The following is a 22,808-nucleotide window of genomic DNA, read 5'->3' as shown; positions in this document are numbered from 1 at the left end:
CAAGCGAGGCCAGGCTTTGCGTGAGGTAACTCACGTGGGGACCTCAACTGTTCCAACCGCCCGGTGCGGACCCGCATGCCGGGTGGTGTGGGAGGGGGCGGGCCGTGAGGCCTGCCCCTATCCCGATGAGCGGCGATACCGGAAAGATGGACCCGAAAATCAGATACCCGCAACGATCGTGAATATCTGTAAAAACGGTTTTATCTCAGATTAAAGTCATTGACTGTGATTCGTTTTAGATGGTTAATTCGTCGGGTGTGTTCTGGAAAACCAGCAGAGGTCAAATGGAGCAACAGAAACAGGAAGACGCCGGGGGCAAGGAAGAATGCCAGCTTTGCCGCGTGACATATTCAATATATTCAAACTTCCCGCCAATGCCGTCAGCCATGGCTCTGAACGTCGAAACCGGCGAATGGTTTCCGCTGGATAGGCTTCGGTCGTATTCAAACGGCTACGATATGGCCGAAGCCCTCGGTTACGCATGGGCGTGCGATTGCCGCGGACGCAAGGCAGCGCTAGAGCCAGCGTCGAAGCGTTTCACTCACGACGAGCAATACACGCTCAAAGATCGCGACGGCAAACCGCTCGCTAATGTGCGTTACCGGATCGTTCTTGACGGTGAGCGGGTGAAATCGGGAACTACGAGTGCGCAAGGGAAAACCGAGCGTATCGCGACCATTTTTGAATCGAGCTTGAGGTTTTATATTGCAGAGGCAATCAGGGATGAATGATTTTGATGATCGGAATAAATACGGGTTCAAGACCGACGGAAATGAAGAATGGTTCGAGGTACACACTGGTGCTATTACGAATACAAACCCCGGTTCAATGGTCCATGTAACAATCAATACAGACAAGATTTGCCCGAAAATGTCAAACAAAGTTTTTCGCGACATGGTTCTGAAGTGCCGGGATCGTGCTGTTGGTTACGTTGAGACTCGCCTGGAGGATTTGGCACGCTGGTCAGCATCAGATCAGGACCGCGTACGAGCATGGTTTGGCTGTTGCGACGAGTCAGCAAGAAACCGGCTTGCGAATGGTTTAACATCAATTGTTCGCGTGTTGCGAGGGTTAACCGGTGACAATTTCGTCCGATGGGAACCTGATACGTCGAGATACGTGGGATGCGTACCAAACCCCGTAAGATCTGGCGTGGTCGCTGAAGTATGCGCGCCAGACACCAAAACACACACGATCGCCATACACTTGGATTTTTGTTCAATGCGTGACTTCTCTTGGGACAAGGATTCAATTGTTTCTACGCTCATTCATGAGGCGAGTCACTTTCAAGACACTATGGGAACCAAAGATTGGAAGTACTTCATGAACGAGTGCCTTTCGTGGGGAGGAACGAATCCCGAACAGGCAATCGATAACGCTGACAGCATCGCCGGATACGTTATCTACAATGCGTAAACTTTACGTCATCATTTCGGCTCTGATATCGGGACATGTTTTTGCATGTATGCCTGGCGAGAATTTCGATATCTACTTTCCACCAAATAGTGCCGTTATCCCCGCTGATGAGGTTTTAAGGCTTGCTAACTGGGTAGTCGATCAAAAGATTACATATGCGAATCACAAAACCAGGGAAACAACGCTAGTAGGTGGGCATGCTGAGGAACGCGAACAGAACGCAACCCAATTGGCCCAAGCTCGCCTGATAGCGGGTAAAGCGGTGCTGGATCAATTTGGCTTCTTGCGTGGAACGGTAAAGACCAGTTCGCGCGTCTATTCGAAGAACGATGTCGAAAACGGCCGGCGTGTTGAAATATCGTTTGAGCCCGATTGTCCTAACAAGTGTTGTACGGGTCAATAGCGCTTACATCCAATGCGCGTTAAGTTGTGATTGAGTCGATCCGCCGCGTGCGGTCGACGCCGCCGCGTGCCGAGCAGTTCGTCGAGCGAGCGGATCTGCTGGCTCAGCGCGGGCTGCGCGGTATGCAGCCGCTTCGCGGCGCGGCTGAAGTTGAGTACCTCCGCGAGAATGACGAAGCACTGTAGAGCCCCGAGGTTCATGCTGGGTAAGAGCGAGCGCAACCAGTGCGGGGTGCGGGGCAACAGAGGAGGAACCCGCCGTGGTGGTGGCGGGTCCGGGATTATTGTTTCGGCGGGAGCGGCGCGAAATGATCCCCGTCACGATGATTGGTGACGACGTAGCCATCTCGTTTGCGTATCTTCAGGAAGAACAGCACCGGCGCGGTAGCCGGATCGCCACCGCATTCGGGGGTGTGTTTCTCATGAACCCCGACGATGAAATAGCGTTTCTCATCGGATACGTCGAACATCAGGCATTGGGCGCGGTTGGAGGATAGATGGTGGCTCTGGGTAACTTTCGCTGCCCGGTCCGCTGCCTGATCCGCTGTGGCGGTCGTCTGCCCCGATGCCATTGCGTGCACGCTGGCGAGAAGCGGAGCGAAGGTCACCAATCGTGTCCTCAAGGTTTTGTCTGTTCTACCGGACGTCATATTGATCGAGATGGCGTGAGCGAATGATGCTGATCAGTTTTTGCGCCGTACTGCGGGTCGGTCGCATGGAGCCCCAAATCTATACCTGACCGACACCGCTCGGCTATGGGCGAAGGATGAAAGCGATAACCCCCAGTGATCGCTGTATCCAAACAATTCATTGGTCAACTATCAGCCGGGTTCTGATAATGTGCGCACAAAACAGGCCATAGCGGACGCCAACGTCGGAGCATCGGCGCGGGCTCACGCGACAATCCGGAGGAGACGATGCTGCGACCCAAGGTCAGCCGGGCGGTTCTCGCACTCATGTGCGCGATGTCGTTCATCTTGTATCTCGATCGCGTCAACCTGTCGGCGGCGGCCGGGCTGATCCGCGACGATCTGCATCTGAGCAATACCAACGTCGGCCTCGTGTTCGCCGCGTTCGCATACACGTACGCGCTGTGCCAGGTGATCGGCGGCTGGGTCAGCGACCGCTTCGGCGCGAAGCTCACGCTCGTGACCTGCGCAAGCATCTGGATCGTCGCGACGGTCGCGACCGGTCTCGCGGGCGGGCTCGCGTCGCTGTTCGGCGCGCGGCTGCTGCTCGGCATCGGCGAAGGCGCGGCGCTGCCCGCGCAGGCGCGGGCGCTGACCAACTGGTTCCCGTCGAACCGGCGCGGCTTCGTGCAAGGCCTCACGCATTCGTTCTCGCGGCTCGGCAATGCGATCACGCCGCCGCTGATCGCGCTGTTGGTCGCGTATTCGTCGTGGCGGGTGTCGTTTCTCGCGGTCGGCGCGCTGACGTTCGTGTGGGTCGTGGTCTACGCATGGTATTTCACCGACGACCCGCGCAAGCATCGCCATATGACCGCGGAGCAGGAAACGCAATTGCCGCCGGTCCGTCAATTCGCGGTCGAAGCGACGCGCGAGCCCACGCCGTGGCGGCGTCTGCTCAAACGCATCGCACCAACGATGCTCGTCTACTTCTGCTACGGCTGGACCGGCTGGCTGTTCTTCACCTGGCTGCCCACGTTCTTCATGCACGGTCGCGGCCTCGATCTGAAAAGCTCGGCGATGTTCTCCGCGGGTGTGTTTCTGTCCGGCGTGGTTGGCAATACCGCGGGCGGCGTGCTCAGCGACCGCGTGTTGAAGCGTACGCGCAACGTCGTCGCGGCGCGCCGCAACGTGATCATCTGCGCGTTTCTCGGCGCTTTGGTGTTCCTCGCGCCGGTGATGGTCGTGAAGTCGCTGCCGGTCATGGCAGCGTGCATGAGCCTGTCGTTCTTCTTCCTCGAAATGACGATCGGGCCGATCTGGGCCGTGCCGATGGACATCTGCCCGCGGCACGTCGGTGTCGCGAGCGGGCTCGTGAATGCGGGCTCGGCGGTTGCGGGGATTTTCACGCCGATCGTGTTCGGCCTGATCGTGGACCGCACGGGTAGCTGGACGCTGCCGTTCGCGGGCTCGCTCGGACTGCTCGCGCTCGGCATCGTCGCGACCTTCTTCATGCGGCCGGATATTCCGCTCGACGCGGCTCGCGCTCACCCGGATCTCGCGGACATCAATGCGGGCGGCGAATTGCGCTTCGCAGAAAACCTCACGCCGCGCGAATCGAATCGATGACCAGTTGCATCGCCGGCGTGATGCGCCGGTTTCTGCGCAGAATCAGCCCATACGGTGCGAGCCGGCCGCGTAGCGGCGTCGCGATCGCGGCGATCGCATCGAGCGCGACGTAGTACTGCGCGACCGAACTCGGCAGCACGGCGAGCATGTCCGAGTCGCGCAGCAACGACAGCGTGGTCAGAATCGACGACGTCTCGACCGTGCTCACCGGCGGCGCAACGCGCGACTCGCGAAACGTTTGATCGATGACCTGGCGCATCGGGCTCGGATGCGGCTGGATGATCCACGGATAACGCGCGAGGTCCGCGAGCTTCGGCCGCGTGCCCGTTTGTTTGCCTGTTTTCACGGCCGGATGATCGGGCCGCACGACGATCGACAGCGCCTCTTCCGCCAACGTCTCGAAGCTCAGATCGAGCGCCGGAAAACCATCGGGAATCCGGCCAATCACGATATCGAGCTGATCCTGTTGCAGCGACTGCACGAGCACGTCGCTGGTGTCGATCGTGACCGCCATCTGCAGGCGCGGGTGCGCTTCCTTCAGTTTGACGATCGTGTGCGTCAGCAATTCGGGCGACGGCGCCATCACCGCGCCGATGCGCACCTTGCCGATGTCGCCGGCCTCGATGCCGGCCAACTCCTCGCGCAGCTCGTCGAGATCCTGGAACACGACGCGCGCATAGCGCATCACGGCCTCGCCGAAGATAGTCGGCTCCATGCCGCGCGCATGGCGCACGAACAGCGATACGCCGAGCGTGTCTTCGAGTTCCTGCAAGGCCTTGGTCGCGGCGGGCTGGGTCATCGCGAGATCGTCGGCGGCACGCCGCAGCGACTCCGTTTCCGACAGCGCGACCATCAGTTGCAGATGACGCAGGCGCAAGCGTTTGCGAATGGTGGAGGCGGGCGGGATCATGAGCGATAACTTTAGCGAATCGGCCGATTCGAATTATTCAGTGGTCAGTTATCGGATAGTTTCGCACACTAGCGGTTATCGCAGGACGGCCAATCGCAACGCCGTTCGCGTTGACAAGACAAAACCGGAGACGACGCATGACGATGACCGCGAGCCCCGCGCTCGACAGCGCGATTACCAAAGCGCGCACGAGGCTGCTGCCTTTTCTGATCCTGATGTACGTACTGGCGTTCATCGACCGCGCGAACGTCGGCTTCGCGAAGAACGTGCTGCAGGCCGACACGGGCTTGAGCGATGCGGCGTTCGCGTTCGGCGCCGGCATTTTCTTCGTCGGCTATGCGGTGTTCGAAGTACCGAGCAACCTGCTGATGTACCGCTTCGGCGCGCGCATCTGGATGAGCCGCATCATGGTCACGTGGGGCATCGTGTCCGCGTGCACCGCCTTCGTCGACAGCGCCACGAGCTTCTATGTGCTGCGCACGCTGCTCGGCATCGCCGAAGCCGGTTTCTTTCCCGGCATCATCCTGTTCCTGTCGAACTGGTTTCCCGCCAAAACGCGCTCGCAGACGATGGGCATGTTCTATTTCGGCTTCCCGCTCGCGCTCCTGCTCGGCAGCCCGATCTCGGGTCTGCTGCTCGATGCGGGCAATCCGTTCGGCATGCATCCGTGGCAATGGCTGTTCGTCATCGAGGGGCTGGCGGCGTCGGTGGTGGGTGTCGTCGCTTACTTCTATCTGACCGACCGGCCCGTGCAGGCGCACTGGCTCGATGCCGAAGAGCGTGACGCGCTCGATCACGCGTTGCGCCAGGAAGACCGCCAGAAGCTAGCGCATGGTCCGGCTTCGGTGCTCGCGGCGCTGCGCGATTCGCGCGTACTGTTCTGCGGCCTGATCTACTTCGCGGTGCAGATGAGCGTGTATGGCGTCGTGTTCTATCTGCCAACCCGCATCGCCGGGCTCGCAAGCGGCGGCCATGTCGGCGTCGAGGTCGGAATGCTGACAGCGATTCCGTGGATCGCCGCGATCATCGGCACGTTCTGGGTGACGCGTTACGCCGACCGCCACGGTCATCACCGTATCTGGGCCGCGGCGATGCTCGCGCTCGCGGCGTTCGGCATTGCCGCGTCGGCGATGACGTCGTCGGTCACGCTTGCGATTGCCGCCTTCTGTTTCGCCGCCATCGGTTTCGTCTGCGTGCAGCCATTGTTCTGGACGCTGCCCACCGGTTACCTGGGCGGCGCCGCGGCCGCGGGCGGCATCGCGTTGATCAATTCGATCGGCAATCTGGGCGGCTTCGTCGCGCCGAATCTGAAGGGGCTGGCCGAGCGCGCGATCGGCTCTTCGCAGGCGGGTATGTTCTCGCTCGCGGTGGTCGGACTGATCGGCGCATTGCTGCTGCTGACGTTCCGCTTCGCCCCTGCCGCCTCCCATTCCGTCTCTCATCGCAGCGGCCCGCTCGGCGAACGCCCGGGCCACTGACTCTCTGATTCTCTGAAGGAAATCGTCGAACATGAAAATCAAGCATATCCGAACGCGTGTTTTCGAGTGGAAAGGCAAAGTCGTGCCGCCGCAAGCGCATTTCTGCACGAACGCGGTCGATATTCTGTACGAGCGTGGCGATGCGATGGGGTCGTTCCGCTTTCACGGCTGGCTCGTCGTCGAAGTCGAATGCGACGACGGCACCGTGGGCATCGGCAATTGCGCGCTCGCGCCGCGCATCGCGAAGCAGATCATCGACGAATACCTCGCGCCGATCGCGATCGGCGAAGACCCGTTCGACAACGAATACATCTGGCAGAAGATGTATCGCCGCACGCTCGCGTGGGGCCGCAAAGGCATCGGCATGGCGGCGATCTCCGCGATCGATATCGCGCTGTGGGACATCATGGGCAAGGCCGTGAAAAAGCCGGTGTTCAAGCTGCTCGGCGGGCGCACGAAAGAAAAGATCTGGTGCTATGCATCGAAGCTTTACAACAACGATGATCGCGACGCTTTCCTCGGCGAAGCGGAAAGCTATCTGGACAGCGGCTTCACCGCGATGAAGATGCGCTTCGGCTACGGTCCGAAAGACGGCCCGAAAGGCATGGCGAAGAACATCGAACAGGTGCGTCTGTTGCGTGAACTGGTCGGCGACGAAGTCGACATCATGCTCGAATGCTATATGGGCTGGACGCTCGAATACGCGCGCAGAATGCTGCCGCGCCTCGCCGAATTCAATCCACGCTGGATCGAGGAGCCGGTGATCGGCGACGACGTCGAAGGCTATCAGGAGTTGAAGAAGATGAACCTGATGCCGGTGTCGGGCGGCGAGCATGAGTTCACGGGCTATGGCTTCAAGGATCTGCTCGAACGCCGCGCGATCGACGTGATCCAGTACGACACGAATCGCGTGGGCGGGATCACGGCGGCGCGCAAGATCAACGCGATGGCCGAAGCGTGGTCGGTGCCGGTGATTCCGCATGCGGGACAGATGCACAACTATCATCTGACGATGTCGAGCACCGCGAGCCCGATGTCGGAGTTCTTCCCGGTGTTCGATGTCGAAGTTGGCAACGAATTGTTCTACTACATCTTCGAAGGCGAGCCGCAGCCGGAAAATGGCTATCTGCAACTGTCGGACGACGTGCCGGGTCTTGGCATCAAGTTGAGCGACAAGTATCTTGCCGACTTCAACATCGTCGAATGAATGGACCGATCCGAGGAAAGCATATGAAGCCACGCATCGCAGTCCTTCTTGGCGACCCCGCCGGTATCGGTCCCGAGCTGATCGCGCGCCTGTTCGCGCAGCGGGCGAACCGCGCGCGCGCGGAGCTGCTGATCATCGGCGACCGGCGCGAGCTCGAAACCGGCATGAAGATCGCGCAGCAGCGCTTCGATTACGACGTGGTCGAAGATGCGCATGCCGCGTTTCAACGCGAGGGCGTGCCGTCGCTGATCGATTTCCGTCTGCCCGGCGATCAAGCTTTCGAGCGTGCGGTGGCGACCGAACACGGCGGCCGCTATAGTCTCGCCGCGTTCAGGCACGCGCTCGCGCTGACGCAAAGCAACGTCACCCAAGGCATGCTGTTCGCGCCGGTCAACAAGACCTCGCTGCATCTGGCCGGCATGGAAACCGGCGACGAGATGGAGTGGTTCGCGAAGCAGCTCGGCTACACGGGCAGCTTCTGCGAGTTCAACGTGCTCGACGAGCTATGGACTTCGCGCGTGACCTCGCATATGGCGTTGAAGGACGTCAGCGCGAAGTTGTCGGAGGAGCGCATCGTCGGCGCGGTGCGGCTGATTCACGAAGGCCTGAAGCGAGCCGGCCATCCGCAGCCGCGTATCGCGGTATGCGGTTTCAATCCGCACAACGGCGACAACGGCGCGTTCGGCCGCGAGGAGATCGACGTGATCGCGCCGGCCGTCGAGGCCGCGCGCAAGCTCGGCTACGACGCGCAGGGACCGTTTCCCGCCGACACGATCTTCGTGCGCGCGCGCGACCAGAAGGCCTTCGACGGCGTCGTCACGATGTACCACGATCAAGGCCAGATCGCGATGAAGCTGATGGGTTTCTGGCGCGGCGTAACCGTGCACGGCGGCTTGCCGATTCCGATCGCGACGCCCGCGCACGGCACCGCGTTCGACATCCACGGCCAGGGCAAGGCCGACGTCGGCGCGACGCAGAAGGCGTTCGACATCGTCACGCGGATGGCGACCGAGCGCGTGAACTAACGCGTCAGCGTTTCCTGCGCGGCCCGGTCGAGGCGCGCACCACGAGCTCGGGCGGTGGCCCGAGCACCATCGACGGCTGCCGCTCCGGCGTCTGGATCAAACGGATCAGGCTCTTGATCGACAACTCCGCGACGGCCGCGGTTTGAATCGCGACCGTGGTCAGCGCCGGATGCACCTGATGCGCGAGCTGAATGTCGGTGATGCCGATCACCGACACGTCGTCGGGCACCGAGCGGCCGAGCGTGATCAACGCCTGGATCGCGCCGATCGCGATACGGCAGCGCGCCGCCTGCCCGCGGCGCGGCACCGTCGGTGGGAGCCCGAGTGGATATTCCGACGCCGAACGTCGGGTGGAAAGTCGGCGCCGGCGACCAGTGGGACAACAACACGCTGTTCGATTTCCACGGCAACGCACTGTCGTCGCTGGATGCGTTCCGGCGGCGCTAGCGCATCGCGGGTGACACGCCGGCATCACTGTGCCGGCGATGCCTGCCCCTTGTGCTGGTTCACACACTCCGACGTGATCGCCATGCTCGCCTGATCGGGCGTCATGTGTGGCGCGTCGGGGCTGTAGATCTTTTCGATGATCGCGTCGACGGCCGCGCGGTCGGACGGGTCTTTGTAGTAGCGGGCGGCCTGCTCGAGCGCCTGAGCTTTGGTCTTTTTGTGTGCGCGCCACGACGCGACCTGGCCGGCGATATCGCCGAGCGCGAAACATTGATCGCTGACGGTCTGCGCGACGGCCTGAGCGGCCGGCTGCGCGATGCACAGCGCGACGAGCGCGGATACGACTACGCGTTTCATTACCGGAGTCCTGACATGAGACGGCGGCGGCGCGGCAGCGGCGGTGATCGCCGCGCCTGGCCGCGCGCGGAAAAATTGTTGCGTAGTGTATCGGGAAGTAGGCCGGGGCGCTTTTCGCCGCCGTGGATCACAATGCCGCAGGCGAACGGGCGTGACGTCGATGCGTCACAGCGGCAGCGGCCGATCCTTTAGCCAGGTTTCAGGCGCGGCGACGGTTCTGATTGCCGTGCTGCTGTGTGTCGAGCAACTGCTCGCGTTCAGGTAAGCGAGAGATTCCAGGCGTTCAGCGAAACAAAAAGCCGCCCTGCGATTCGCAGGGCGGCTTCTGGGTCACCACTCGATCGAACCGTCACCGGTCCGCTGGCGCGCACATTTCATTGCAGGCTCAATGGCCGAACGACTCCGTCTTCGACGCACCCGCTTCCGCCGCCTGCGGCCGTGCCGCCTGCTTGATCAGCAGCGCGACGCACGATAGCAGACCCGCCACCGCGATCGTCGCGAAGATGCCGCCGAACGAGAAGTGGCGGCGCGCCAGCTCGGCTACGAGGAACGAGCCCGCAATGCCGCCGAAGCGGCCGACGCCAAGCATCCACGCGACGCCCGTGCCGCGGCCCACGGTCGGGTAGAACGCGGCGGCGAGCGCCGGCATCGACGATTGCGCGGTGTTCATCAGCACGCCGGCGATGAACACGATCAGCACGAGCGCGCCGACGTTGCCGGCCGCCTGACCGATGAAGTACACGCTGACGGCGGTCAGTGCATAGCACACCGCAATGACGCGGTTCGCGTTGAAGCGGTCCATCAGCACGCCGGCCAGTACCGCGCCGACGCCGCCGAGCGGGAACAGCGCGGAGATCAGCGTCGCGCGTTGCGGCGTGAGGCCGGCGTCCTTCAGCAGGATCGGCATCCAGTTGATCGATGCGTAGAAGATCACGAGGCCCATGAAGTACGCGACCCACAGCATCACCGAACCGACGATGTACGAGCGCGACAGCACGACGCCGAGACCCTTGCCGCCGGTTTGCGGCGCGGTTTCGGTCATCGTGAAACCGGCCGCCTGCACCGCGTCGCCGGAAATGCGCGCGAGAGCGGCGCGAATCCGCTCGGCCGGCTTGTTATTCGCGACCATGTAGCGGACCGACTCCGGCATCTTCGCGAGCAACAGCAGCAACAGCAGCAGCGGCGTGACGCCGCCGAGGATCAGCACGCTGCGCCAGCCCAGATGCGGAATCATCCACGCGGCGAGGAAGCCGCCGAACGCGGCGCCGAGCGGGAAGCCACAGAACATCAGGTTGATCATGGTGGCGCGGCGGTTGTCCGGGCAGTACTCGCCCATCATCGTGACCGCGTTCGGCATCGCGGCGCCGAGGCCGACGCCGGTGACGAAGCGCAGCACGGTCAGTTGGTCGATGCCGGTCGAGAACGCCGACGCGAGGCAGGCGACGCCGAACAGCAGCACCGAGCCGACCAGCATCGAGCGACGCCCGAGGCGGTCGGACAACGGACCCGAGCCGAGCGCGCCGCACGCGAGGCCGAACAGCGCGGCGCTCAGCACCGGCGCGAGCGCGGGCTTGTCGATACCCCATTCGGTGATCAGTGAAGGCGCGATGAAGCCGATCGCAGCAGTGTCAAAACCGTCCAGCAGGACGATGATGAAGCACATGAAAAAGATCAGCCATTGGAACGGCGAAAACGGATGCTCGTTGATGAAGGTTTGAACGTTCACAGCGGGGCTGCGGTTCATGATGGTCTCCTGGCAGCGAAAGGCCCGACACGACGAGCTATTCTTCTCTAAGACTGTACGCCGTCTGGCAACGGCGTACGATGCCTGCGGCGGGCCAACTGGCCGTTCATCGGCAATGAATCATCCCGGACGGATCGGTTTGACGGAATCGCGCCGGGCGAGGGAATTTGTTCGAATAAAGAACTGTGATTCTCTATGCGAACGCGCGCCACTGTAAGGAATGAAATCGATGCGGTCAACGGGGGAATACCCGAGCTTCGCAGTGGCGGACGTGCCCGCCGACGCGTGGGAGGCGGCGCGCTGCAATAGGGCCGCAGAAAGGACGAGGCGCGCCAAGCTCAACGCGCCAAAGCAACCGGCGAACGGCGTCGAGACATCTGCCCGTCAGGCCGTCACCCCGGGATTGGCCACCGTCCGCTCGATTCGCCCCAGCCGGACCACCGTCACACCGGGGCGTAACTGCCGCAGCGACGGCATCACGAGCATGCAGTTGTCGTAGGGGGTGCGCACCTCTTCGCCGTTCGACCAGCCGATCACGGCGCCCGCCTCGGCGAAAACCTCGAGGCCGGTGTACGCCGCGGCGAAGCTGAAGTCCATGCTGGTCGCGACGACCGGCTGTGTCACGCGCACGATGTTCTGCTCGGGCGGTAATGGCGCGAGCCATCCAGGCGGCAGATCCGCTTCGTCGATCACGCCGGCCAGCAGCAGGAAGCGCGCGGTCGTATCGCGCGCGACGGCCACCGCACGGCGCTCCCAATGCTGGCCGCATTCGATCAGCAGCGCGTTCTTCGGGCTCGCGGCATCGCCGAACCCTTCGTAGTCGCGCATGCGGCGGCCTTCGGGATGCCCTTCGTCGCAGATCACCGTGGCGGGCGTACCGAGCCGCACCGCGAGGTCGATGCCTTTTTGCAGCGGTCCCGCGACGATCAGCGGCTTGCACCGCTCGTGCATCGAATGCAGGTCGAGCAGCGCGTCGACCGTATCGATCACCGGGCGCATCGCACGCGCGCGCTGCAGTTCGCTCGACCTGCGCGACGTGTCGTCTAGCACCGCCGCCGTCCACACGCGGTTGAAGTCCTGATCGACGAAGCGCGCGGCGTCCGGATTCGCCGGATCGAAGCGCCGGTACGCGGCGACGTTCGCGAACGACAGCGTGAGCTGTCCGCGTCGCGGCCGCAACGCGCGACGCAGCAGTTCGTCGACGACGATCGCGCCGCACACTTCGTTGCCGTGCGTGAGCGCGTTGATCATCACGTGCGGGCCGGGCACGCCCGAATCGAACGTGTGGACGTATGCAACGCCCGACGACGATGGCTCGTGCGGCGCGATATCGGGGAATTCGACTTCGATCGGATAGGCTTCTCGGCTCATGGCGGCGTCCTCGGTGAATGGCATTGATAATCTTTTCGTAAGACGTTGTTATTCCTGGCGCCTTCCGCAAAAGATAGTAAATGTTCTTCAGACATGTGCTTACCGTATCCCGCCACGTCGACAAAATCGTGAACGGATATCAATGACGTGCGGATACGAGGCGCATCTTCAGCGTGCGCGCCCGCGCATCGCCCAATACCGGTTGCCGAGAAAGCCCACGATCACGTAGACGGGAATGCCGCACAGTTGCGCGAGATAGGGCGCGCGCGTGAGATGCAACACCGAAACCATCGTCGCGAGATTGGCCAGGTACGAGATCAGCACGACGATCAGAAAGCGGATGGCGGTGTGCCGCGTGGCCTCCGTCCTGAACGTGAACCTGCTGTTGAGCGCGAAGCTCAGTCCCACACCCATCGCGTAGCCGACTATGTTGGCAACTACAGGAATCGCGCCCGCCGCTTGCACGATAAAGATGATGGCGGCCGAGATCACCGTATTGAGGCCGCCAACCAGAAGATACTTGATGAACTGGCGAAGTGGTTCGGTACGCGATGCTGTCGTGCGTAGACTGTTCATCGAATGGCCGCCTTCATGCGGCGCTCGCGTAGACGGCGTATTGGGCGCCGAGCGGAACATGGCTCAGATATTTTTCGAATGGACGCAGTTTGGCCAGCATGTGAGGAAAGAAAATCCGGAAGCGCACGACAACGTCGGAAAAGCCCGCATCGAGGCACGCCCGCTTCATGTTGCGCGCGGTGATCAGTTTGGCGTTCACATCGAACTCGCAGGTGTTGACCGCCCTGACGGTCAGCGGGTTCAGCGGATTATGCTCGAAGATGACGACCGTGCCCCGCGGACCCACGACGCGCTTCAGTTCGCCCAACAAATGAACATGCTCGGCGTGATCGATATGATGGAACACGCACATCGCATAGGCGAGATTGAATTCGCCCTGCTCGAAAGGCAGCGTGTGACCGTCGAAGTGGACGAAGCGCGACGAATCGGGAAAGCGGCTTTGCGCGACTTCCAGTGAACGCTCCGATACATCCGCGCACGTGAGCTGTGCGTCCGGCAAATAGCGCTTCACCCATGGAATCGACGTGCCCACGCCCGATCCGAAATCGAGCATGCGCGCGGGCAGCGCAGCGCGTCGCGTCATCTCCTCGGCGATGTCGCGGATCTTGTACTCGGCGAAAAACTCCGGACCTTCTCCCGATGCCGCGATGTTACGGGCGTGCAGCGAAAGATACTCGTCAGCAAAGCTGTCGAACTCGGCCTTGTCCATGCTATTCATCCTTTCCGTGAACATCCGTTCCAAAGGCAATTGGAAAGCGATCTGGCGTGACGGTTCATGCATTCTCCATTGTCGCCACGACCCAATCATACGGGACCACGCGAACAATCGCATGGCCTTGCGCGTATCGGCATGCTGATGCAGATCAGTGCCAGTAAAAAGTGGTTGTTCGTATTCCGATGTGGTAATTCCGTTGCGGCTCTAATTCGACGTTTTTTCCGATGCCTTAGTACATTTCGGACAAAGAGGTCCGTATGCTTGCCTGTGGTCGGCGATGCGTACTAATGTCCAACTAGGTTAAACGCCGGACTCTGTGCCTGACTCTGGGTCGAGCCAGCTTCAGAATGGGGAGTTGCCTATGACGACGATGAATCTCGTCGTACCGTGCTACAACGAAGAAGAGGTTATCACCGAGACAAGCAAGCGGCTGCTCGCACTTCTGGAGCGATTGATCGAGGCCGGCGAGGTGAGCAACGAAAGCCGCATCACTTTCATTGACGATGGTTCCCGCGACCGTACCTGGTCGATCATCGAAGTGCTGCACGCGCAGAATGCCCGCTGCGGCGGCATCAAACTCTCGCGCAATCGCGGTCATCAGAATGCGCTGCTCGCCGGTCTGATGACGGCTCAAGGCGATGTACTCGTGAGCCTCGACGCGGATCTTCAGGACGATATCGAAGCCATTCCACGCATGCTCGCGGAATATCAGTCGGGTGCGGAAATCGTCTTCGGCGTGCGTCACAAACGTACGACGGACACATTCTTCAAGCGCTTCACCGCTCGCAACTACTACAAGTTGCTCCGGACGTTCGGCGTCGATATCCTGCCGGGCCACGCGGATTTTCGCCTGATGAGCCGCAAGACAGTGGAAGCGTTGCGTCAGTTTCAGGAGGTCAATCTTTTCCTGCGCGGCATCATTCCGCTGCTCGGGTTCAAGACTGCGATCGTCGAATACGAGCGCGCCGCGCGCTTTGCGGGCGAGAGCAAATACCCGCTCAGCAAAATGATCGTCCTCGCGCTGGACGGCATCACGTCGTTCTCCGCCGTTCCCTTGCAATGGAGTACGCGCATCGGCGCATTGCTGGCGATCGGCTCGCTGTGCTTCGGCGCATGGGCCGCCTATGCGCGCATCTTCACCAACCTCACGGTGCCCGGCTGGGCTTCGACGGTAATCCCAATGTACTTTCTCGGCGGTATCCAGTTGCTCTTCCTCGGTGTGATCGGCGGCTACATCTCGAAGACGTACGCCGAAACCAAGCAGCGTCCTCGTTTCATCATTGAGCAAACGTTATGAATTCTCCCGTCGATCGTTCGGCGCCGGCGACCCCGGGCGTCGACGCGGTGTCCGCAGACGCGCTGTTTTCGCGCTCCGGCCGGCTCGCCACCATTCTTCCGCGCGTGCTTTTCATCGTCACCGTGCTGTATGGCGGAGCGTTGTTCTGGATCGCGCCGCGTCCGCCCTTGGTGGACTTGCCGCAACATGCGGGACAGGTGATGTTGCTGCGCGATCTGCTCGAGCATACGTCGCCGTGGCAAAACCTCGTGCAGCTCAATCTGCTGACGCCGTATCTCGTCGGCTACGGCCTCGCGCTGCCGCTCACGTATCTGATGCCGATCGGCGCCGCGCTCAATTGCGTGCTGATGCTCGCGTATTTCGCGTTCGTGGCGTCATGCGTGGGCTTTCGCAGGTATCTGGGCGGCGATCCACGGCTCGACTGGCTGTTCGTGCCGGGATTTTTCGGCTTCGCCTTCATGTGGGGCTTCTATACGTTTCTGGTCGCGACCCCGTTGGGCATTCTGTTCATGTGGCTCTCGCACGACTATGCGAAGGCGACTTCCGTCAGGAAGGGGGTATGGATGTTGGTTGCGGGCACGGCGCTGTTCTTCTGTCACGGGCTCGTGTTTCTGCTTGCGATGGCGGTAGGCGTCGGCTTCGTGCTGTTCAAACAGAAGACGTTCGTCCGCAAGATCCTCGCGCTCGCGCCGTTCGTGCCGCTCGGTGTGCTGTGCATCGCGTATATGGTGTGGAGCCGCGCGACCGATCCGCTGCTCGGGCAGACGGTGCCCGGCGTAGACGTATTCAAATGGGGCTTCGACTTGCAGCGGGTGCTCTCGCTGCCCGTCTACGTGTGGGGCATGAACAAAAGCGCGGCCGTGTATTTGCCGCTCGTCGCGCTGATGTTCGCCGCGCCGTGGCTGTGGCGCAACAGGATCAATCCCGATCGCTCGGTCATCGTGCCGATGCTCGCCGTGGCGTTCGTGTGGTTCGTCGTGCCCGGCACGGCGCTGAAGACGGCGTACCTGTATCACCGTTTCGCGCTATTTCTGTTGCCCGCGTATGCGTTGATGTTCTGCGCGCCGCAAACGCCGGCGAACGGCGCTCGCCGTGCGTCGTCCGGTTCGAACCGGGGTGCGCTGCCCGGCGTCGCCGTACAAGCGTTGATCATCGCCGGATGCTGGATCTTCTTTGCGGACCAGACGGTTCGTCTGCATCGTTTCGCCGTCGAGAACGCGCCGCTGGATGAGCTGCTGTCGCGGACCGAACCGGATCAACGCGCGCTAAGTCTGATATTCGATCGCGCGAGTCCCGCGTACAGGAGCCCGGCCGCGTACGAGCACCAGTCGCTGTGGTATCAGGCGGAGAAACACGGTTTCGTCGATCCGAACTTCGCGACTTACGTGCCGCAGATCGCGCGCTTCAGGCCGGGCATGATGCCTATGGCCCCGCTGACGCTCGAACACGATCCGGCGGGTTTCGAATGGAATAAGGACAATGGCCGTCTGTACCGCTATTTCTTCGTTCGCAAGGAGGGGCCGTTGCCGAAAGATTTCTTCGCCAATGGCGAATGCGATGTCGCCCTGGTGATGCACGAGGGCGAATGGTCGCTCTACGAGCGGCGCAACTGTCGATAACGGCGCATCCGGCGTTGCGCCGTCATCCCTTCATGTCGAACGATCGGCGGCCAGGCATTCGCAGCGCGCTTTGATGGGCCTGGCGCGTCGTTCATATCAGGCGAGTTTTGCCGCGATCGCCTCGCCGACTTCGCTCGTGCTTGCCTTGCCGCCGAGGTCGCCGGTGTGCGGACCCTCGATCAGCGTCGCCTCGATCGCCTTCAGGATCGCATCGTGCGCTTCGCGCTCCTTGCCGCTCGAATGACCGAGGAAGTCGAGCATCATCGCGGCCGACCAGATCATCGCGATCGGATTGGCGATGTGCTTGCCGGCGATATCGGGTGCCGAGCCGTGCACCGGCTCGAACAGCGACGGAAACTTGCGGTCCGGATTCAGGTTGCCCGACGGCGCGAGGCCGATCGTACCCGTGCACGCGGGGCCGAGATCGGACAGGATGTCGCCGAACAGATTGGTCGCCACGACCACGTCGAAACGGTCCGGGTTCAGGACGAAACGCGCGCACAGGATGTCGATGTGCTGCTTGTCCCACGTGACGTCCGGATACTGCGCGGCGATGCCGGCCGCGCATTTGTCCCACCACGGCATGCTGATCGCGATGCCGTTGCTCTTCGTTGCGACGGTGATTTTCTTGCGCGCGCGGCGCTGCGCGAGATCGAACGCGAACTTCAGCACGCGCTCGCTGCCATGCCGCGTAAACACCGACTCCTGCAGCACGAACTCGCGCTCGGTGCCTTCGAACATCACGCCGCCCACCGACGAATACTCGCCCTCGGTGTTCTCGCGCACGATCCAGAAGTCGATGTCGCCGGCCTTGCGTCCCGCGAGCGGCGAGGGAACGCCCGCAAAGAGCCGTGCGGGCCGCAGATTCACATACTGGTCGAACTCGCGGCGAAACTTCAGCAGCGACCCCCACAGCGAGATGTGATCGGGCACGGTGTCGGGCCAGCCGACCGCGCCGAACAGGATCGCATCGGCCGATTGCAGTTGCGCTTTCCAGTCGTCCGGCATCATCTTGCCGTGCTTCGCGTAGTAGTCGCAGCTTGCCCATTCGATGTGCCGATATTCGAGCTCGATGCCGAAGCGTTGCGTCGCGACTTCGAGTACGCGCAGCGCTTCGGGCATTACCTCGACGCCGATGCCATCGCCGGGGATGACGGCAATCCGGTATTTGTTCGACATGATGGGCTTCTCCTTTGAAGAATTGGATTGGGGATGTGGTGGCGGTTATTTTATTCGTGGTGTATTCGTTCATGCCGTGCCAGGCGCGGCGTACCCCTCCTGCAAGGCTTAACTCGGGGTTTTTGGGGATGGTACCTTGATGCACAATCGGGCCTCCTTTATTGACTGTGAGGCACGATGACTTCACTTTCCCTGGGTTCTTACCATGAGGTCCGTGAAAGGCGGCACGGACATTTCTTCTCGGTCAGCCTTTACAGATCGTTCAACCTTCACATCAGGTCTCGCTGGTTGTTTGACGTCGATCGGTGGTTCCATTTTGCATTGCCGGCGAGCACAGCCCGCGAAGCACACGATGACATTGTGCAGGGCATGGAGGAAGCGCGCGCGGCGTGGCTGCAACATAGCCCATCCGTGCTGCTGTCGCACCAGTCATACGAGTTACGCGATATGCTCGGCCGGAGTGACAACCGCTTTCATATGTACAGGATGAAAGACGATGAGGTTGCCAAAGCCCTCTACAACGAAGTGAAGGACGGTAGCCTGATCTTCGTCCCTGAGCGGGACGAGATGCGCAAGTGCGTGCAGGCGATACGGGAGCAGCGGGAAAAGGCGTCCCGGACAGCGTCCGCGCGCGCGCAACAACCGGCCGACGCGGACATGCTAAGTTCGCTCTATGGCAACAGCCCCCGGGTGCCGCAGAATGCCGGTACGCCGTCGTATTCTCCCCGTGTTGGTTCGTTAGGCGAAGCTCAGCCGTTCGAGTACAGCGAGGACATTCCCACGGGCGGTGAAATGCAAACGGCATGGCTTCCCTCAGAAGGAGGGTCACCTAACCAATGGGTCGAAAACACATCGGGCAAGAAACAATGGCGCTTATATGACGGAGACGGTAACGCGGCCGTCGATATTGATTTCGGTCACGATCACGGGTTTGGCGTTCCACACTCCCATAATTGGGAAAATGGCGTTAGAGATAAGGGAAATGCATTTTCGCTGCTACCTTGGTAAAGGATTTGTTTGATGGACAAACTCAAGGAATTTGGTTACTTCCACGACTGGTATATCAACGCTCTCGTGGTTCGGGATAAGCATAAACTTATTGTCATGTTGGAGGATGAAGGGAAGCGAGCAACGGCAACTTTTAGCGGAACCAGTCGCTGCACCGTTGAACATTTCAGCGTGTCCAATAACATCGTCTTTGAGATGAAGATCCTCACGCCGGGGGACACGAATTACGATCTCGCCCGCGCCATGCTCTCTAAAAGCGAGCGGTTTTCGAAGACGCCGGGGTCTCAAGTAGCGCTAGTCCTCGCAACGGCCGGCGCGGAGCTAGCTGTGGAATTTGAGACGCTCGACATCGACGCTGAGTAGGCGATTCGACTCGTGAATCTCCGACTACGGGAATCGGCGCCTTTCGGGAAGCAGTGGCCGTGATGCTAAAAGACACTGTACCCAGTGTTAAGTTCGCTCTATGGCAACAGCCCGCGCGCGCCGCAGAACCTCGGCAATGCTCAGGCGTTCAACTATCAGCCAGATGCCGTGAGTGACGATGTGCAGGACATTGCGGCGCGCGGAGTGAGCGATTTTCACGAGACCGAATGCTTCGCGCAGTACGAACGGGACCTAAACCTGTGCAACGCACTGGCTGGCCCAATGGGCGGTACACGCGGCATCGTGCTATGCAAAACGCAGGCATTCCAGAACTATCAACAGTGCAGAGGATATTGATGGCTACTCATCCGCCGTATTCCGTGGTTCTAACCTATACAGAGGACCGTCAACGGCTCACGGTGCAAACCGTTGACCCAGCCAGGCTTGCCCCGTTGCTGGCCGGGAAAATCGAAATGCCGATCCTTCTCGATGAGTACGATTTCAAACTCGACGACGAATTTGCGCGGAGGCTCGGCGTCGCAATACTCAACGTGATTGCGCTCGGTCAGCCTGACATCAAGCAGTACATGTCAGTTACGCAAGAGCCGATCGACAAGCCTTCACAGACGTAGCCCGCCGCCCGCGCACTTATGCGCTGTGCGTGCAACGGGCATTCGGGAGTTATCAAACCGACTGTTGCGCGTCCGGCGCGCGCAGGGCCGCGAGCGCTTCAGGAAGTCGCGCGAGCGCTTCCGCTAGCGAACGTGCGCCGCCGAGTGGGAGAAAGCCGGCAAAGCTGTCGTCGTCGTCCACCAGCAGCCCGTCGAACTGCCCAGTGCTGTCGCGATAGACGATCACGTCTGCCCGCTGCCCGCCCATCCTTGCGAGTACCGCCGCCACGACTGCTCCGGCTGCGTTGGTCTCGCTGCGGCAACCGGGCGTGTCCGGGTCGTGAATGACCGGCACGCCCGAGACGAAGCCGACCAGCGCGGAGCGCGCGCAACAACCGGCCGACGTGGACATGCTAAGGTCGCTCTATGACAACCGCCTGCGCGCGCCGGGAAACCGTAACCATCTCTACCGCCCCGCATTCAACTTGCGCCACAGCGTCGTCTTGCTGATGCCCAACGCGGCGCAAGCCGCATCGCGATCACCGTCGTGAACCGCGAGCACCGCGCGGATTTCATCGGCCTCGACATGACGGCTGCGCTCGCGCAGCGTCAGCGCCGCCGGCTTCGCGCGCGCGATGGGCTCGACGACTTCCGGCGCGATCGCGCGCAGCATGTCGCGCGTGACGAGCGCCGCACTCGCATCCGTGTCCGCATCGCCATCGGCGAGTTCAACCGCGATCCGCTCGATCACGTTCTGCAACTCGCGCACATTGCCCGGCCACGCATAGCGCCGCAACGCCGCGCCCAAACCCTCCAGCATGCGAGCGGCGGTCTGCGCGTCGGGCACGCGCGCCGCCAGCCTCGGCTCGCGCGCGGCCGCCTGGCGCAACAGTTCGGCGGCGAGCGGCAGCAGGTCGTTCGGCCGCTCGCGCAGCGGCGGTAGCGCGATGCTGAGGATGTTGAGCCGGTAGTACAGATCGGTACGGAAACTGCCCTCTGTGACGGCGTCGGTCAGCGCGCGATGCGTCGCCGCGACGATGCGGATATCGACGCGCATCGGCTCCGTCGATCCGAGCCGCACCACCTCGCGCTCCTGCAACACGCGCAACAGGCGGCTCTGCAACGGCAACGGCATCTCGCCGATCTCGTCGAGAAACAGCGTGCCGCGATGCGCGACCTCGATCAGCCCCGCCTTGCCGCCCTTGCGCGCGCCGGTGAACGCGCCTTCCTCGTAGCCGAACAGTTCGCTTTCGAGCAGCGCCTCCGGAAACGCGCCGCAATTGATCGCGACGAACGCGAAGTCGCGTCGCGCGCTCAGTTGATGCATGCTCTGCGCGACCATTTCCTTGCCGGTGCCGCTTTCGCCGAGAATCAGCACGGTCGCGTCCGACCTCGCATAACGCACGACGAGCGCGCGCACCCGTTCGATCGATTCCGACGCGCCGACGATATCGTCGAGCCGGTAGCGCGCGGTGAACTGCTGCACGCGTTGACGCGCGCGCAGCGTCCGATCGAGCCGTTCGACCGCGCGCGATTCCTGAAACGTCAGCACGGTGCCCGGCGCCGCGCCGCTGCTTGCGAGCGGCCCGCGATGCACGACATAGCTGGCGCCGCGCACCGTGCAGAAGCTGTCGCCCTCCGCGTCCGGCAGACTGCCCGCGAGGTCGGGCGCGAGTTCGAGCAGCGCGCGGCCGACGGCCTTTGCCGCATCGATACCGAGCACGCCCGCGAGCCGCTGGTTCATCAGTTCGACGCGGCCTTGCGCATCGAGCGCGACCACGCCGTCGCGCAGGTGCTGCAGCAGCGTGTCGAGCCGCTGGCGTCGCACGGTTTCGCGGCGCGTCGCCTGCGCGACTTCGAGCGCGGTGTCGAAACCGGCCCGCACCGACGCGCGCGAGTACAGAAACACCGCGCCCATGCCGGCGTTCGCGGCGAGGTCGGTGACCATGCCTGGGCCGACCACGACGTCGATGCCACGATCGCTGAGATCGAGCACGACGCTCTCCGCGTCCTGCGCTGACTGGTACGACGCGAACGTGACATCGAGCGCGTACGCGGCGGCGAACCGCCGCACTTCGTCGGGCGTGTCGCCGTGCGTGACGAGCGCGACGCGCGCGCCTTCCCGACGCGCGCGGGCGAGCGCATGCATGACGTCGTAGCCGGTCGGACTGATCCGCACGACCGGCACCGACACGCGCGTCTTCAGATACGCGCCGTTCGAGCCGCCCGCGAGCACGACGTCGGGCCGCGCGGCGCCCGCGGCCTCGATTTCGCGCACCGCGTCTTCGAAGGCGTGCGACACGATGCGAACATCCGCGCGTTCCACGTATTCGCCGGCGATGTCGAAGAACAGATCGCGCAGGCGGCTAATGCTGAGCGCCCAGACGCGCGGACGCTGCGGCGGTTCATAAAGAGGCGTGCTCAAGGCGGACGGCTCGCAACGGGATGGTTCGGGACCTCCATTATGCGAGCATTCATTGCCGATTTGAAATCCGGAGTTTCATTAATGAAATCGAGCGTCGGACGGGGTCGCGTCATTGCTTCGCCGGACTCCCGCCAAATCAGGCACTTAGCTGGTGGTGAACGGGCTGGCCCGTTCCTTGCGTACAAGGCAGCCCAGTCGAAGCAATGGCCAAATTCCAACCCTTTCTGGAGACAATCGATGAGCGAAGCAGACAACAGCACGCCGAACGCAGGCGCTTTCAAACCGAAAAAATCCGTCGCGCTGTCGGGCGTGACCGCGGGCAACACCGCGCTGTGCACGGTCGGCAAGACCGGCAACGATCTGCACTATCGCGGCTATGACATTCTCGACATCGCCGAGGCGT

24 protein-coding genes and 3 pseudogenes are annotated in these 22,808 nt (G+C 62.0%); 15 read left to right on the top strand and 12 right to left on the bottom strand.

Annotation, left to right across the window (positions count from 1 at the left end; genetic code table 11):
- Positions 1 to 284: 284 nt before the first annotated feature.
- The 3 genes from F6X37_RS33065 to F6X37_RS33055 are packed head-to-tail and all read left to right on the top strand — an operon-like array spanning position 285 to position 1,819.
- A complete protein-coding gene (locus F6X37_RS33065) occupies positions 285 to 731 on the top strand; it encodes a hypothetical protein (RefSeq protein WP_090809190.1) in 447 nt (148 codons plus the stop codon).
- Positions 724 to 1,416, top strand: a complete 693-nt coding sequence (locus F6X37_RS33060) for a M35 family metallo-endopeptidase (RefSeq protein ID WP_187614194.1) — start codon at positions 724 to 726, stop codon at positions 1,414 to 1,416. Before F6X37_RS33065 ends, F6X37_RS33060 begins: the two co-directional genes overlap by 8 nt.
- Positions 1,409 to 1,819, top strand: a complete 411-nt coding sequence (locus F6X37_RS33055) for a hypothetical protein (protein WP_187614193.1) — start codon at positions 1,409 to 1,411, stop codon at positions 1,817 to 1,819. Before F6X37_RS33060 ends, F6X37_RS33055 begins: the two co-directional genes overlap by 8 nt.
- A 20-nt stretch (positions 1,820 to 1,839) precedes the next feature.
- Here F6X37_RS33055 and F6X37_RS33050 read toward each other — a convergent pair.
- Both F6X37_RS33050 and F6X37_RS33045 read right to left on the bottom strand, forming a co-directional pair.
- A pseudogene (locus F6X37_RS33050) lies at positions 1,840 to 2,019 on the bottom strand (LysR family transcriptional regulator); the annotation flags it as partial.
- Between the two features lie 80 nt (positions 2,020 to 2,099).
- The gene (locus F6X37_RS33045) at positions 2,100 to 2,426 is read right to left on the bottom strand and encodes a hypothetical protein (RefSeq protein ID WP_187614192.1); all 327 of its coding nucleotides are present in this window, start codon (positions 2,424 to 2,426) and stop codon (positions 2,100 to 2,102) included.
- A gap of 309 nt (positions 2,427 to 2,735) precedes the next feature.
- Here F6X37_RS33045 and F6X37_RS33040 point away from each other — a divergent pair, with 309 nt between their 5' ends.
- On the top strand, positions 2,736 to 4,073 hold the full coding sequence (locus F6X37_RS33040) for an MFS transporter (protein WP_187614191.1): 1,338 nt from the start codon (positions 2,736 to 2,738) through the stop codon (positions 4,071 to 4,073).
- Here the strand turns inward: F6X37_RS33040 and F6X37_RS33035 are convergent.
- Positions 4,048 to 4,983 (bottom strand): LysR family transcriptional regulator, encoded by a 936-nt coding sequence (locus F6X37_RS33035; protein ID WP_187614190.1) that lies wholly within the window; start codon positions 4,981 to 4,983, stop codon positions 4,048 to 4,050. The two genes, F6X37_RS33040 and F6X37_RS33035, sit on opposite strands and share 26 nt — an antisense overlap.
- Before the next feature lie 137 nt (positions 4,984 to 5,120).
- Between F6X37_RS33035 and F6X37_RS33030 the strand changes: the two genes are divergently transcribed.
- From F6X37_RS33030 to F6X37_RS33020, 3 genes are read left to right on the top strand one after another with little or no spacing between them, the layout of a single operon-like run.
- Entirely contained in the window at positions 5,121 to 6,461 is a 1,341-nt protein-coding gene (locus tag F6X37_RS33030) for an MFS transporter (protein WP_187614189.1), read from the top strand.
- 31 nt (positions 6,462 to 6,492) lie between these two features.
- The gene (locus tag F6X37_RS33025; protein WP_187614188.1) at positions 6,493 to 7,668 is read left to right on the top strand and encodes an L-rhamnonate dehydratase; all 1,176 of its coding nucleotides are present in this window, start codon (positions 6,493 to 6,495) and stop codon (positions 7,666 to 7,668) included.
- Between the two features lie 23 nt (positions 7,669 to 7,691).
- Positions 7,692 to 8,693 carry a 4-hydroxythreonine-4-phosphate dehydrogenase PdxA gene (locus F6X37_RS33020; protein WP_187614187.1) on the top strand — a complete coding sequence of 334 codons (1,002 nt, stop codon included), beginning with the start codon at positions 7,692 to 7,694 and terminating at the stop codon, positions 8,691 to 8,693.
- A gap of 4 nt (positions 8,694 to 8,697) precedes the next feature.
- Here F6X37_RS33020 and F6X37_RS33015 read toward each other — a convergent pair whose 3' ends face one another.
- Complete coding sequence (locus F6X37_RS33015; protein ID WP_316252018.1) at positions 8,698 to 9,000, bottom strand: substrate-binding domain-containing protein; 303 nt, start codon at positions 8,998 to 9,000, stop codon at positions 8,698 to 8,700.
- Positions 9,001 to 9,006: 6 nt separating this feature from the next.
- Between F6X37_RS33015 and F6X37_RS33010 the strand changes: the two are divergent.
- A pseudogene (locus F6X37_RS33010) lies at positions 9,007 to 9,140 on the top strand (glycosyl hydrolase 53 family protein); the annotation flags it as partial.
- Positions 9,141 to 9,164: 24 nt separating this feature from the next.
- On the opposite strand, the gene F6X37_RS33005 reads toward F6X37_RS33010, so the two are convergent.
- From F6X37_RS33005 to F6X37_RS32985, 5 genes are all read right to left on the bottom strand, one after another.
- Positions 9,165 to 9,497, bottom strand: coding sequence for a hypothetical protein (locus F6X37_RS33005; RefSeq protein WP_187614186.1), 333 nt, complete (start codon positions 9,495 to 9,497; stop codon positions 9,165 to 9,167).
- 385 nt (positions 9,498 to 9,882) lie between these two features.
- Positions 9,883 to 11,241: an MFS transporter gene (locus F6X37_RS33000; protein ID WP_187614185.1), complete on the bottom strand. Its 1,359-nt coding sequence runs from the start codon at positions 11,239 to 11,241 to the stop codon at positions 9,883 to 9,885.
- Positions 11,242 to 11,625: 384 nt separating this feature from the next.
- A complete protein-coding gene (locus F6X37_RS32995; RefSeq protein ID WP_184064914.1) occupies positions 11,626 to 12,612 on the bottom strand; it encodes a M14 family metallopeptidase in 987 nt (328 codons plus the stop codon).
- Between the two features lie 168 nt (positions 12,613 to 12,780).
- The gene (locus F6X37_RS32990) at positions 12,781 to 13,188 is read right to left on the bottom strand and encodes a GtrA family protein (protein ID WP_187614184.1); all 408 of its coding nucleotides are present in this window, start codon (positions 13,186 to 13,188) and stop codon (positions 12,781 to 12,783) included.
- Positions 13,189 to 13,201: 13 nt separating this feature from the next.
- A complete protein-coding gene (locus tag F6X37_RS32985; protein WP_187614183.1) occupies positions 13,202 to 13,897 on the bottom strand; it encodes a class I SAM-dependent methyltransferase in 696 nt (231 codons plus the stop codon).
- A gap of 367 nt (positions 13,898 to 14,264) precedes the next feature.
- Between F6X37_RS32985 and F6X37_RS32980 the strand changes: the two genes are divergently transcribed.
- Positions 14,265 to 15,200: a glycosyltransferase family 2 protein gene (locus F6X37_RS32980; protein WP_184060446.1), complete on the top strand. Its 936-nt coding sequence runs from the start codon at positions 14,265 to 14,267 to the stop codon at positions 15,198 to 15,200.
- Positions 15,197 to 16,819: a hypothetical protein gene (locus tag F6X37_RS32975; RefSeq protein ID WP_187614182.1), complete on the top strand. Its 1,623-nt coding sequence runs from the start codon at positions 15,197 to 15,199 to the stop codon at positions 16,817 to 16,819. Before F6X37_RS32980 ends, F6X37_RS32975 begins: the two co-directional genes overlap by 4 nt.
- Positions 16,820 to 16,915: 96 nt before the next feature.
- Here F6X37_RS32975 and F6X37_RS32970 read toward each other — a convergent pair whose 3' ends face one another.
- On the bottom strand, positions 16,916 to 17,998 hold the full coding sequence (locus F6X37_RS32970; RefSeq protein ID WP_184040474.1) for a tartrate dehydrogenase: 1,083 nt from the start codon (positions 17,996 to 17,998) through the stop codon (positions 16,916 to 16,918).
- A 177-nt stretch (positions 17,999 to 18,175) separates the two neighbouring features.
- Here F6X37_RS32970 and F6X37_RS37340 point away from each other — a divergent pair, with 177 nt between their 5' ends.
- From F6X37_RS37340 to F6X37_RS32950, 4 genes are all read left to right on the top strand, one after another.
- Positions 18,176 to 19,006, top strand: a complete 831-nt coding sequence (locus tag F6X37_RS37340) for a hypothetical protein (RefSeq protein ID WP_262420117.1) — start codon at positions 18,176 to 18,178, stop codon at positions 19,004 to 19,006.
- Between the two features lie 12 nt (positions 19,007 to 19,018).
- Complete coding sequence (locus F6X37_RS32960) at positions 19,019 to 19,369, top strand: hypothetical protein (protein WP_221307645.1); 351 nt, start codon at positions 19,019 to 19,021, stop codon at positions 19,367 to 19,369.
- Between the two features lie 84 nt (positions 19,370 to 19,453).
- Positions 19,454 to 19,726, top strand: a complete 273-nt coding sequence (locus tag F6X37_RS32955; protein ID WP_187614181.1) for a hypothetical protein — start codon at positions 19,454 to 19,456, stop codon at positions 19,724 to 19,726.
- Complete coding sequence (locus F6X37_RS32950; RefSeq protein ID WP_187614180.1) at positions 19,726 to 20,001, top strand: hypothetical protein; 276 nt, start codon at positions 19,726 to 19,728, stop codon at positions 19,999 to 20,001. Before F6X37_RS32955 ends, F6X37_RS32950 begins: the two co-directional genes overlap by 1 nt.
- 52 nt (positions 20,002 to 20,053) lie before the next feature.
- Here the strand turns inward: F6X37_RS32950 and F6X37_RS32945 are convergent, their stop codons facing one another.
- Positions 20,054 to 20,392, bottom strand: a complete 339-nt coding sequence (locus F6X37_RS32945) for a hypothetical protein (protein WP_187614179.1) — start codon at positions 20,390 to 20,392, stop codon at positions 20,054 to 20,056.
- Positions 20,393 to 20,446: 54 nt separating this feature from the next.
- The gene (gene prpR, locus F6X37_RS32940) at positions 20,447 to 22,405 is read right to left on the bottom strand and encodes a propionate catabolism operon regulatory protein PrpR (RefSeq protein WP_187614178.1); all 1,959 of its coding nucleotides are present in this window, start codon (positions 22,403 to 22,405) and stop codon (positions 20,447 to 20,449) included.
- A gap of 237 nt (positions 22,406 to 22,642) precedes the next feature.
- Between prpR and F6X37_RS32935 the strand changes: the two are divergent.
- A pseudogene (locus tag F6X37_RS32935) lies at positions 22,643 to 22,808 on the top strand (2-methylcitrate synthase); the annotation flags it as partial.

Origin of the sequence: Paraburkholderia sp. 31.1 (assembly GCF_014397645.1) — a bacterium.
GTDB classification, from domain to species: Bacteria; Pseudomonadota; Gammaproteobacteria; order Burkholderiales; family Burkholderiaceae; genus Paraburkholderia; species Paraburkholderia tuberum.
Note: the sequence above shows the minus strand (reverse complement) of the source record. Positions and strands in the feature narration are given on the sequence as shown.

Excerpts from the sequence above, each read along its gene's own strand:
- F6X37_RS33065 (WP_090809190.1), top strand. The coding sequence starts at position 285 with ATGGAGCAACAGAAACAGGAAGACGCCGGGGGCAAGGAAGAATGCCAG.
- F6X37_RS33060 (WP_187614194.1), top strand. The coding sequence starts at position 724 with ATGAATGATTTTGATGATCGGAATAAATACGGGTTCAAGACCGACGGA.
- F6X37_RS33055 (WP_187614193.1), top strand. The coding sequence starts at position 1,409 with ATGCGTAAACTTTACGTCATCATTTCGGCTCTGATATCGGGACATGTT.
- F6X37_RS33040 (WP_187614191.1), top strand. The coding sequence starts at position 2,736 with ATGCTGCGACCCAAGGTCAGCCGGGCGGTTCTCGCACTCATGTGCGCG.
- F6X37_RS33035 (WP_187614190.1), bottom strand. The coding sequence starts at position 4,983 with ATGATCCCGCCCGCCTCCACCATTCGCAAACGCTTGCGCCTGCGTCAT.
- F6X37_RS33030 (WP_187614189.1), top strand. The coding sequence starts at position 5,121 with ATGACGATGACCGCGAGCCCCGCGCTCGACAGCGCGATTACCAAAGCG.
- F6X37_RS33025 (WP_187614188.1), top strand. The coding sequence starts at position 6,493 with ATGAAAATCAAGCATATCCGAACGCGTGTTTTCGAGTGGAAAGGCAAA.
- F6X37_RS33020 (WP_187614187.1), top strand. The coding sequence starts at position 7,692 with ATGAAGCCACGCATCGCAGTCCTTCTTGGCGACCCCGCCGGTATCGGT.
- F6X37_RS33005 (WP_187614186.1), bottom strand. The coding sequence starts at position 9,497 with ATGAAACGCGTAGTCGTATCCGCGCTCGTCGCGCTGTGCATCGCGCAG.
- F6X37_RS33000 (WP_187614185.1), bottom strand. The coding sequence starts at position 11,241 with ATGAACCGCAGCCCCGCTGTGAACGTTCAAACCTTCATCAACGAGCAT.
- F6X37_RS32995 (WP_184064914.1), bottom strand. The coding sequence starts at position 12,612 with ATGAGCCGAGAAGCCTATCCGATCGAAGTCGAATTCCCCGATATCGCG.
- F6X37_RS32990 (WP_187614184.1), bottom strand. The coding sequence starts at position 13,188 with ATGAACAGTCTACGCACGACAGCATCGCGTACCGAACCACTTCGCCAG.
- F6X37_RS32985 (WP_187614183.1), bottom strand. The coding sequence starts at position 13,897 with ATGGACAAGGCCGAGTTCGACAGCTTTGCTGACGAGTATCTTTCGCTG.
- F6X37_RS32980 (WP_184060446.1), top strand. The coding sequence starts at position 14,265 with ATGACGACGATGAATCTCGTCGTACCGTGCTACAACGAAGAAGAGGTT.
- F6X37_RS32975 (WP_187614182.1), top strand. The coding sequence starts at position 15,197 with ATGAATTCTCCCGTCGATCGTTCGGCGCCGGCGACCCCGGGCGTCGAC.
- F6X37_RS32970 (WP_184040474.1), bottom strand. The coding sequence starts at position 17,998 with ATGTCGAACAAATACCGGATTGCCGTCATCCCCGGCGATGGCATCGGC.
- F6X37_RS37340 (WP_262420117.1), top strand. The coding sequence starts at position 18,176 with ATGACTTCACTTTCCCTGGGTTCTTACCATGAGGTCCGTGAAAGGCGG.
- F6X37_RS32960 (WP_221307645.1), top strand. The coding sequence starts at position 19,019 with ATGGACAAACTCAAGGAATTTGGTTACTTCCACGACTGGTATATCAAC.
- F6X37_RS32950 (WP_187614180.1), top strand. The coding sequence starts at position 19,726 with ATGGCTACTCATCCGCCGTATTCCGTGGTTCTAACCTATACAGAGGAC.
- F6X37_RS32945 (WP_187614179.1), bottom strand. The coding sequence starts at position 20,392 with ATGTCCACGTCGGCCGGTTGTTGCGCGCGCTCCGCGCTGGTCGGCTTC.